Consider the following 10683-nt stretch of genomic DNA (forward strand, 5'->3'; position numbering starts at 1 on the left):
AAAAACTGTCTAAAAGGAAATTCTCATCTTTATGAACCATTCTGTCAACGACAAATATGGTTTAATGATTTTATACCCTTTTAGACAGCTTTTTAAAAATCTAAGTCTTTATAATTTTATTTTACGAAACAGCTTTTAATTTTTTTATGGTTGACCTGTTGATTTTATCTTCAGCATAACCTTTCGTGATTTTTAGTGTTTTTTCACCTGTTCCCGGCAAATCAAACATCGCATCCGTTAAAATAGCTTCACACAAAGATCGAAGTCCGCGAGCACCTAATTTATATTCCACAGCCTTATCAACGATATACATCAATGCATTTTCGTTAATGGTGAAATCAATTCCATCCATTATAAACAATTTTTGGTATTGTTTTATGATTGAATTTTTAGGTTCGGTTAAAATCATCCTCAATGTTTTTTCATCTAAAGGATCCATATGCGTCAATACCGGCAAACGCCCAATAATTTCCGGAATTAAACCAAAATCTCTTAAATCTTTCGGAATAATGTATTTTAACATATTTGACTTATCAATTACATCTCCTTTTATTGACGCATCAAAGCCAACTGCTTGACGGTTTAGTCTTTTTCCAATTACTTTATCAATTCCTGAAAATGCCCCACCTGCCATAAATAAAATATTTTTGGTGTTGACTTCAATAAATTTTTGGTCAGGATGTTTTCTTCCTCCTTTTGGCGGAACATTAACTACCGAGCCTTCCAATAATTTCAACAATGCCTGTTGAACACCTTCTCCCGAAACGTCACGGGTAATTGACGGATTGTCGCCTTTACGGGCAATTTTATCAATTTCATCAATAAAAACAATTCCTCGCTCAGCCTTACTCACATCATAATCTGCCGCCTGCAGCAAACGTGTTAAAATGGTCTCCACGTCTTCACCTACATAACCAGCTTCTGTTAAAACCGTGGCATCAACAATGCAAAACGGCACATTTAACATTCTTGCGATGGTACGGGCAATTAAGGTTTTACCAGTTCCTGTTTCTCCAACGATGATGATATTACTTTTTTCTATTTCAACCTCCTCTTCATCTTTAGATTCAGGCTGCAACAAACGCTTGTAGTGATTGTAAACTGCAACCGCCATTACGCGTTTTGCCTGATCCTGTCCAATCATATACTGATCAATAAACGTTTTTATTTCCTTTGGTTTTTTAACAATCAAGTCATTAGTAAGTCCGGAAGAATTACTTCCGGCAATTTCTTCCATCACAATTCCATGAGCCTGCTCAATACACTTGTCGCAAATATGCGCATCTAAACCTGCGATAAGTAAATCTGTTTCTGGCTTTTTTCTTCCGCAAAACGAACATTCCAATACTTCATCTTTCGCCATTTCTTCAGTTATTTGTTTTTAGTTATTAGTTTTTCAGCAGTTTTAATCTACCGATATTTTTATATATTATTTTCTAATCAAAACTTCATCAATCATCCCATAAGCTTTTGCTTCATCGGCTTTCATCCAGTAATCACGATCTGAATCGTGATGCACTTTTTTCATAGTTTGACCAGAGTGTTTTGAAATTATTTGATACAATTCATCTTTTAATTTCAAAATTTCACGTGTGGTGATTTCTATATCACTTGCCTGACCTTGGGCACCTCCCAAAGGCTGGTGAATCATTACACGAGAATGTGGCAACGCCGAACGTTTTCCTTTTGTTCCGGCGCACATTAAAACAGCCCCCATTGATGCTGCTATTCCTGTACAAATTGTAGCGACATCAGGTTTTATAAATTGCATAGTGTCATAAATTCCCAAACCGGCATAAACGCCTCCGCCCGGTGAATTGATATAAATGGAAATATCTTTTGAACTGTCTACACTTTCCAAAAACAACAATTGCGCCTGAATAATATTGGCAACATAATCGTCAATTCCCGTTCCTAAAAAAATAATTCTATCCATCATTAAACGTGAAAACACATCCATTTGGGCAACGTTTAACTGACGTTCTTCAATAATATAAGGTGTTAGACTGCTAACCAACTTGTCATAATACATGCTGTTGATACCTTGGTGCTTAGTCGCGTATTTTTTAAATTCTTTTCCGTAATCCATTTTTCGGTGTTTTAAAGTATTAAGAGGACAAAGATATGAAGTATTTATTTATTTTAAACCGTATTTAAAATTTGTGTGTATTTATCTAAAGTTATTGTAATTAATTATCTCATTTTATTATGCGTGCATAATATTATTTCTTATCTTTGATAGGAATTTTTGATATTAAACTTTAAATAAAAATCAAAGCAATGAAATACACTTTATTAACATTCTCTCTCTTTATTTTTTCAATAAGCAGTTACGGACAAGAATTTGTAAACGGAACTATTATTACCCAACGTCATGACACCATCGCAAATGTAAAAATTGAAACCATTAGCGAAGCTAAAAGTTTGTTGCATTTAACCTATATTGATGCTGATGGCAACAAACAAAAACCAGACATTGAATCTATAAAAAGTTATACCAGAGGCGATGAAAATTTTACCCGCATTTACCATAATGGGGAAATGATTTTGGTAAAACAAATCACCGCAGGAAAAAAATTAAATTTATATGGACGAGATTATAATAGCATAACAACCTATTATGTGGAAAAAGTTTTTGATGAAATTATAAAAGTTCCTGCATCCGATTCAAAATTCAGCAGGATTTTAGGGGATTATTTAAGTGATGCCCCTGAAGTTGCAAAAAAAATTAAATCCAAAGAATTACAGGACCTAAAAGAAATTGTAAAACTTTACAATAACGCCTAACATTATGGTCATGTGAAAAAGGTCCGCTGATGATTCATTAGCGGACTTTTTTATTTGTTTTCTTTCCCTTTTAGTTATCTTTGAAATTCATTATCATTATTTAAAAATGAAAAATTTTTATACCTTTTTAATTATATTAATTATTGTCCCCTTTACAATTACTGCTCAAAACTACAAACAACGTTTTGATGCCGTGGATATAAAACATTATAATTTAGCCATAGAAGTCAACGATTCCACCAACAGTATTGAGGCTACCATGATTGTTTATATGAAATTTAAACAATTGGCAAACGACTTTGAATTGGATTTGGTTCAAAAAAATTCCACAGGAAAAGGCATGAATATTGAATCTGTTTTTCAGAATAATGATACGATACAATTTATACACTCAGAAAATAAAATAACCATTCAGCCAAAATTTGTAAACACTGACAGCATTTTCAACTTTAAAATAAAATACTATGGCGTTCCTAAAGATGGCTTCATCATTGGCGAGAACATTTACGGAGACAGGACTTTTTTTGCTGATAACTGGCCAAACAGGGCTCAAAATTGGTTTCCTTGTGTAGACCACCCTTCTGATAAAGCCACCATTGAATTCTCCATCACAGCGCCCAATCACTATCAGGTAATTGCAAACGGATACTTGGCAGAAGAAACCAATTTAACCAATAATTTAAAATTATATAAATACAAAACTTCCGAGCCACTATCCACAAAAGTAATGACAATTGGCATTGCCCGTTTTGCCGTGCAGCATATTGGTGAAACACACAATATCCCGGTTTCAACCTGGGTGTATCCTCAAACAAAAGAACAGGGATTTTACGATTTTGGCAATGCAAAAAATATCCTCGATTTTTTTATCGAAAATTTTGGCAAATACCCTTACCAAAAATTGGCAAACGTGCAATCTAAAACACAATTTGGGGGCATGGAAAATGCTGGAGCTATTTTTTATTTCGAGAAATCAGTTACCGGAAAAAGAGACCATGAGGATTTAATTGCCCATGAAATAGTACACCAGTGGTTTGGGAATTCAGCCTCAGAAATTGACTGGCCACATCTATGGTTAAGTGAAGGTTTCGCAACCTATTTTACTGATTTGTATGTTCAAGAAACTAAAGGCGAAGATGCTTTTCAACAAAGGATCAAAGAGGAGCGGGAAAAGGTTTTTCAATTTTACAAAAGAAAACAAACACCAGTAATTGACTCAGAAAATGGCGATTTAATGAGCTTTTTAAACGCAAACTCCTATCAAAAGGGTGCCTGGGTTTTACATATGCTCCGAAAAAAATTAGGAAATGAAACTTTTTGGAAAGGAATTAGAACCTATTATGAAAAATTCAAATTTCAAAACGCTTCAACTAACGATTTCAAAAACGTGATTTCCGAAGTTTCCGGCCAAAATTTAGATGTCTTTTTTACGCAATGGCTTCAAAAATCAGGACACCCCATTTTAAAAACATCATGGCTTTACTACGAAAACAAACTTCGATTGATTATTAACCAAACTCAGAAAACTGCTTTTCAATTTCCGCTTGATGTTGAATTAATTTACACCGACGGCACTTCTGAAATAAAAACCATCGAAATTTCTCCTATCGAAATTCCCTATGAAATTGCGACCAAAGGAGAAGTGAAAGAAATTAAATTAGATCCGAATACCTGGTTGCTGTTTGAAATAGCCCCCTAGCCCCCGAAGGGGGAATTAATAAGTTATAAAGTTGTAATTATAATTACTAAAAACTTTTTAACATTTAACTTTTCAACTTTCTGACTTTCAGACTTTGTGACTTTCCTAATTTCCGGCTTCGGACTTTAAACTTTGAGTCCACTCCGAAAAGCGGCTAATACTAAAAAATCAGTTTTCCCCGCCCCTAAATGGTGACTGATTTTCAGCAACTTACCCCCTGCCGGCCGGACAGGCAGGCTTTAGGGCAGGGGTGAAAAGTTGCTGAAAATTGAATATTGGACTTATCAGAGCGGACTCAACTTTCGACTTTCTATCTTTGCAACTTATTAACTTATTAAGTATTACATTTGCAAAAAATAGAATAATGACCTTTTCCGATTTAAATTTAAACCGATTTTTGATTAATGCTTTGGACGACTTAGGCATTACCATTCCGACTCCCATTCAAGAAAGGGCGTTTTCGGTAATTATGAGCAGTAAAGATATGGTTGGTATTGCGCAAACAGGAACAGGTAAAACATTTGCTTATTTGCTGCCAATATTAAGACAGCATACCTACTCTGATCAAAAACATCCTCGTGTTTTAATTGTTGTTCCAACCCGCGAATTGGTGGTTCAAGTGGTTAAAGACATTAAAAGTCTTACTCCTTATATTAATGTTCGATTTGCAGGAATTTACGGCGGCACCAATATAAATACCGATAAACAGATGGTGCACGCAGGTGTGGATATTTTAGTTGCAACTCCCGGTCGTTTGCTCGACTTGGCTTTGGACGGTGTTTTAAAACTGAAATTTATTCAAAAATTTGTGATTGATGAAGTTGACGAGATGATGAACCTGGGTTTTAGACCGCAATTGATTACCCTGATGGATTTGTTACCTAAAAAACGCCAGAGCATTTTGTTTTCGGCGACTTTAACCAAAGAAGTTGATAATTTGCTGGATACCTTTTTTAAATCTCCCGTAAAAATTGAAGTCGCAAGCAGTGGAAGTCCGTTAGATACCATTCAACAGCAAGCCTATCCGGTTCCTAATTTTTACACAAAAGTCAACTTTTTAAAAAATATCCTACAAGATAAAAAGACTTTTAATAAAGTATTGGTGTTTGTAAAAAACAAAAAACAAGCCACCATTCTTTTTGATGAAATGGACATTGCGCTTCCAAAACAAGTGGCGGTGATTCATTCCAACAAAACGCAAAATTATCGCTTGCGGTCGGTAGAAAAATTTGAAAAAGGCAGCATTTCTGTTTTAATTGCAACCGATATCATTGCTCGTGGTTTGGATTTAACAAATGTAAGTCACGTCATAAATTTTGACATCCCTAAAGAACCTGAAAATTATATTCATCGAATTGGAAGAACCGGTCGCGCTGAGCAATTGGGAACTTCGATTTCTTTATTTACGGAAGCCGAAGCTGATTATTTGGGTGAAATTGAATTGTTAATGAATAGGGAAATAGACGTTTTTGATCTTCCTGAATCTGTTGAAATCTCAACCCAGTTGATTGATGAGGAAATTCCAAGATCAGAACTTGAGCTTTCCAATGAGAAGAAAAGAAAGGCTGAAGTTACAGGGGCCGCTTTTCATGAGAAAAGCGAAAAAAATAAAAAAATAAATCTAGGCGGTTCTTACCGAAGGGAACTTGTAAAAAAATACAAAAAACCGCTAACTCGCGGACAAAAAAGGAAGTAATATTTATCAATTCCTAAGTATAAAAGCCACATAAAAAAAACGCCTTAAATAAATTATTTAAGGCGTTTTTTAATTATATGAAAATGGAAACTTTTATTTATAAACTTCTTTTACAAACTCATCGTAGTTCACATCTTTTGTTTTAAAAGTGATTTTTTCTTTATAGAAATTCAGTAATTTTTGACTTACCAATTGATCTTGCAAACGTTTGGCTTCATCTTGATTGGTTAAAACACGTTGAACAATATCGTCCAACTCTTTTTCTTCAGGATTTAATTGCCCGTATTGTGCCATTTGAGTTTTTACAAAACCTTTGGTAAAGTCTTTTAATTCGTCAAAACTAACCTGCAGTTTATTTTCCGTTAAAATTTTACCTTCAATCAATTGATAACGCAAACCTTTTTCCGATTTTTCGTATTCTTCAGCAGCATCTTCTGGAGTCATTGGTTTTTCACCTGCAACAACCATCCATTTTTTTAGAAATTCAGCAGGCAAATCAAACTTTGTGTTTTCCACCAAATATTCGGTTACCGCATTTAATAACTGCTGATCAGCTTGTGTTTGAAATTGTTTTTCAGCGTCTTCTTTAATTTTGGCTCTTAATTCTTCTTCAGATTTAACAACATCAGCACCAAATATTTTATCAAACAACTCCTGGTTAATTTCAGCAAGTTCAGTCGCATTAATTTCTTCAATGGAAAAAGTTACCGGAATTTCCATTCCGTGAATTTCATCGTGACTCAATCCCAAAGCGCCCATTAATTTATGATCGTCATCAAACAGACCTTTTGTGTTTAATTCAACAACATCACCAACTTTTTTTCCAAGAAATTTTTGTTGATTTGCTTTTCCTTTAATGGAGTCTAAAGCGATGGTAGATTTTTTGTTAAGTTCTCTTTCCTCATTCACAAAAGTTCCTGCAATATTCACATCTTCTTCAACAGTTTCTTTAGGAACCAATTTCCCAAAACGCTTTCTGATATTTTCAACTTCTTTTTTTAACAATTCCTTGTCTGCAACAATATTGTATTGCGTGATTTTATTTTTTGCTTCAAGGTTTACTTCAAATTCAGGAGCAAGACCCAATTCAAATTCAAAAGTATAATCTTCAGTTTCCCAAGAAAATTCTTCTTCCATTTTTGGCAATGGATTTCCAAGAATGTCTAATTTCTCTTCAACTAAAAAATTATTTAACGCTTCTTGTAACAGTTTATTAACCTCATCAATCATAATAGATTTACCATACTGCTTTTTAACCATTCCCATTGGAACTTGTCCTTTTCTAAATCCTGGAATGTCAGCTTTTTTACGGTAATCCTGTAAAATTTTCGCTACTTTTTCTTGGTAATCTGCGGCTGATATTTCAACCTTTACCACTGCATTTAACGCATCAATATTTTCTTTTGTAATATTCATTTTATGCTGTTTTTATCTTAAATCATTCAAAATTGGGTGCAAAAGTACTATTTTTTACGCATCAAACAAATAATTAACCCGTTCAAATTCAACTATTATCTTTCTATTCCTCTAAAAATGAATATAAAAAGGATTGAAATATGGAGAGTATGAGACTAAATATTAAGGCTATCCAAAAGCCAGATACATAAAAACCGTCAATAAGATTATCGGCCAACATAATAATTAAAGCGTTGATAACCAACAAGAACAAACCCAAAGTCAGGATGGTAACCGGCAGTGTCAATATAACGAGAATTGGTTTTACGGTAATTCTCAATAAGCCCAAAACAATAGCTACAATTATTGCGCTGGTGTAATTTTCAATTGAAACACCCGGTAAAAAACGGGCAATTATCAATACTGCGGCTGCTGTTAATAAAATTTTTAAAATTAAGTTCATGGATTTATATTTTAAGTGAATTTATAAAATTAACTAAAATTATGCCAACATACTAATTAGATTAAAAAGTTGATCACCTCCTCATAAAACTGAGTTGGGTTTTCGGCATGAAGCCAATGACCTGCATTTTTAATAGTCACAATTTTTGAATTTGGAAAATGTGCTTCAATTAATGGCTTGTCACCTTCCGTAATATAATTTGAGTTTTCTCCTTTTAAAAATAAGGTTTCGCTATGAAACTGGGTAAAAGAAGGCAGTGCCTCTCCCACTTCGCTGTTATGTTCCATTAAACTATATAAATTGAATCGAAAGGCCAATTCATCTTTTGATTTCCAATAGACGTTTTTGAGTAAAAATTGCAAAACACCTTCTTCTTTAATGTATATTCTTAAAACGTCCTCCACTTTTTTTCGCGTGTTGTGAAGCGAGAAATTGACCACGTTCAATGCCGCTAAAATATCCTCATGGTGTGGCGTGTAAAATCTCGGACCAATATCTGCGACAATTAATTTATCAACCAATTCGGGATACGTAACGGCAAATTGCATGGCCACTTTTCCGCCCATGGAATGTCCGAGCAATATTGTAAATTCTAAATGATAATGCTGGATATAGTTGTATAAATCTTCCACCAATAATTCATAGTCAAAATCTTCCGCATGAAAACTTCGTCCGTGATTGCGCTGGTCAATTAAATGTACTTCAAAATTCTTAGAAAACTCGGTGCCCAAAGATTTCCAATTGTCACTCATTCCAAAATACCCATGTAATATGATAAATGGCTGTCCGCTTCCTAAAATTGTTGAATGCAGTATTTTCATTTTGGTTTTTGGTTTCATTGAAAAAGTTAAACAATTAAACGATTCAACCCACTATTGCCTAATGGCTATTGCCTGTTTTCAACTTATATTTATACATATTCACCACATTTTCCAATCCCAAATACAGAGACTCTGTGATTAATGCATGGCCTATGGAAACTTCCAATAAACCAGGGATGTTTTTGGCAAAAAACTGAATATTATCAAGGCTTAAATCGTGTCCGGCGTTAATTCCCAAACCAATTTCATTTGCCAGAACAGCACTTTCAACATAAGGATTTATGGCGTTTTTATTTCCTAAACCATACTGTTTTGCAAATTCTTCGGTATACAATTCAATTCTGTCTGTTCCCGTTTTGGCAGCGGCTTCAATTAATTTTAGATCAGCATCAATAAAAATCGAAGTTCTGATGCCTTTTAGATGAAATTCAGCAACCATTTCTTTCAAAAATTCTTGATGTTTAATGGTATCCCAGCCGGCATTTGAGGTAATGGCATCAATGGCATCGGGCACCAAAGTGACTTGTGTTGGGCGAATTTCCAATACCATATCAATAAATTGCTGTATTGGATTTCCTTCAATATTAAACTCAGTAGTCACTATTTTTTTTAAATCGAATGCATCCTGGTAACGAATATGCCGCTGATCGGGTCTTGGATGAATAGTAATTCCTTCAGCACCAAAATCTTGAATATCAGAAGCCACTTTCACTACATTTGGATAATCTCCTCCACGCGAATTTCGCAGTGTGGCAATTTTATTTACATTTACACTTAATTTTGTCATTCTTAAAAAATCTTTAAAATTTAAATGAGTGCACAAATTTACGAAGTAAGAAGCTGTTTTTGGTTTTATTTTTGATTAATTTTGTGGCATAACGGCAAACAACATGGAAACGACCCCTTATATTTTAAATGAATTTAAAGCATTTACAACGCACACAAAAATTGCCGATGTAAAATTGCTTTTTAGAGAAACCACTTATTCTCATTTTCCCATTGTTGAAAACGGTCATTTATTGGGTTTAATTTCAGAACTTGACATTCTCGGTGTTTTTGAAGATGAGAAGGAACTAAGTAATTTTCAATATTTATTTCAGTTATTCTTTACGGAAGAAGACAATAATTTATTGGAAATCCTGAAGATTTTTGCCGCAAATGAATCAAATTTAATTCCCGTAATTAACGATAAAAAGGACTATTTAGGCTATTGCGATTTAATTGATATTTTACATGTTTACAACAATACCCCATTTTTAAAAAATGAGGGGACAGTTTTAGGCATTGAAAAAAACATAACCGAATATTCATTTAGAGAAATTTGTCAAATTGTAGAATCTAATAATGGCAGCTTGCTGGGTATTTTTATTTCAGAAGCAGACGCAACATCCGTAAAAATAACCATTAAGTTTTTTGCCCAAGATGTAAATGAAATTATTCAATCTTTTAGACGGTACAACTACAAAGTGCTGTCTAAACATAAAGAAGATTTTTACCTGGAAGATTTAAAAGAACGATCTAATTACCTGCAAAAATACCTAAACATTTAAGGATGAAACGAGCATTACAAATTTTGACACACAAAGGAATGATTAATGGCGAACAGCATCTGTTACAGCTAAAAAATAAAATTTAAACAGATGAAAATTGCTATATACGGACAATATTACAAACCAGAAGATAAAGTATACATTGAAGAATTATTGCAGGCATTAAAAATTCACAAGATTGAATTTGTAATTGAACAGAATTATTATTTAGACTTAAAAAAACATATCAATATTTTAAAGGCCGAAACTTTTTCTACCCATACAGAATTGGA

General features: G+C 33.7%; 10 protein-coding genes and 1 pseudogene. 5 read left to right on the forward strand and 6 right to left on the reverse strand.

Annotated features, from left to right (window positions below):
* Positions 1-121 precede the first annotated feature (121 nt).
* Both clpX and clpP read right to left on the reverse strand, forming a co-directional pair.
* Positions 122-1363 carry an ATP-dependent Clp protease ATP-binding subunit ClpX gene (gene clpX / locus ABY285_RS06035; protein ID WP_372768066.1) on the reverse strand — a complete coding sequence of 414 codons (1242 nt, stop codon included), beginning with the start codon at positions 1361-1363 and terminating at the stop codon, positions 122-124.
* A 66-nt stretch (positions 1364-1429) separates the two neighbouring features.
* On the reverse strand, positions 1430-2089 hold the full coding sequence (clpP, locus tag ABY285_RS06040) for an ATP-dependent Clp endopeptidase proteolytic subunit ClpP (RefSeq protein WP_372768068.1): 660 nt from the start codon (positions 2087-2089) through the stop codon (positions 1430-1432).
* Positions 2090-2280: 191 nt separating this feature from the next.
* Between clpP and ABY285_RS06045 the strand changes: the two genes are divergently transcribed.
* The 3 genes from ABY285_RS06045 (at position 2281) to ABY285_RS06055 (ending at position 6182) form a co-directional block, all read left to right on the forward strand.
* Complete coding sequence (locus tag ABY285_RS06045) at positions 2281-2787, forward strand: hypothetical protein (RefSeq protein WP_372768070.1); 507 nt, start codon at positions 2281-2283, stop codon at positions 2785-2787.
* A 106-nt stretch (positions 2788-2893) separates the two neighbouring features.
* Positions 2894-4486 carry a M1 family metallopeptidase gene (locus tag ABY285_RS06050; protein WP_372768072.1) on the forward strand — a complete coding sequence of 531 codons (1593 nt, stop codon included), beginning with the start codon at positions 2894-2896 and terminating at the stop codon, positions 4484-4486.
* Between the two features lie 364 nt (positions 4487-4850).
* The gene (locus tag ABY285_RS06055; protein WP_372768074.1) at positions 4851-6182 is read left to right on the forward strand and encodes a DEAD/DEAH box helicase; all 1332 of its coding nucleotides are present in this window, start codon (positions 4851-4853) and stop codon (positions 6180-6182) included.
* Positions 6183-6275: 93 nt separating this feature from the next.
* Here ABY285_RS06055 and tig read toward each other — a convergent pair whose 3' ends face one another.
* The 4 genes from tig to ABY285_RS06075 all read right to left on the reverse strand — a co-directional run bounded on the left by tig (position 6276) and on the right by ABY285_RS06075 (position 9648).
* Positions 6276-7598 carry a trigger factor gene (gene tig / locus ABY285_RS06060; RefSeq protein ID WP_372768076.1) on the reverse strand — a complete coding sequence of 441 codons (1323 nt, stop codon included), beginning with the start codon at positions 7596-7598 and terminating at the stop codon, positions 6276-6278.
* A 103-nt stretch (positions 7599-7701) separates the two neighbouring features.
* Entirely contained in the window at positions 7702-8040 is a 339-nt protein-coding gene (locus ABY285_RS06065) for a phage holin family protein (protein ID WP_372768078.1), read from the reverse strand.
* Between the two features lie 56 nt (positions 8041-8096).
* Positions 8097-8861 carry an alpha/beta fold hydrolase gene (locus ABY285_RS06070; protein ID WP_372768080.1) on the reverse strand — a complete coding sequence of 255 codons (765 nt, stop codon included), beginning with the start codon at positions 8859-8861 and terminating at the stop codon, positions 8097-8099.
* Between the two features lie 58 nt (positions 8862-8919).
* Positions 8920-9648, reverse strand: a complete 729-nt coding sequence (locus ABY285_RS06075) for a pyridoxine 5'-phosphate synthase (RefSeq protein ID WP_372768082.1) — start codon at positions 9646-9648, stop codon at positions 8920-8922.
* 103 nt (positions 9649-9751) lie between these two features.
* On the opposite strand from ABY285_RS06075, the gene ABY285_RS06080 reads away from it, so the two are divergent.
* Entirely contained in the window at positions 9752-10411 is a 660-nt protein-coding gene (locus ABY285_RS06080) for a CBS domain-containing protein (protein ID WP_372768084.1), read from the forward strand.
* Positions 10412-10501: 90 nt separating this feature from the next.
* A pseudogene (gene ppnK / locus ABY285_RS06085) lies at positions 10502-10683 on the forward strand (NAD(+) kinase); the annotation flags it as partial.

Origin of the sequence: Lutibacter sp. (assembly GCF_041555395.1) — a bacterium.
Taxonomy (GTDB): domain Bacteria; phylum Bacteroidota; class Bacteroidia; order Flavobacteriales; family Flavobacteriaceae; genus Lutibacter.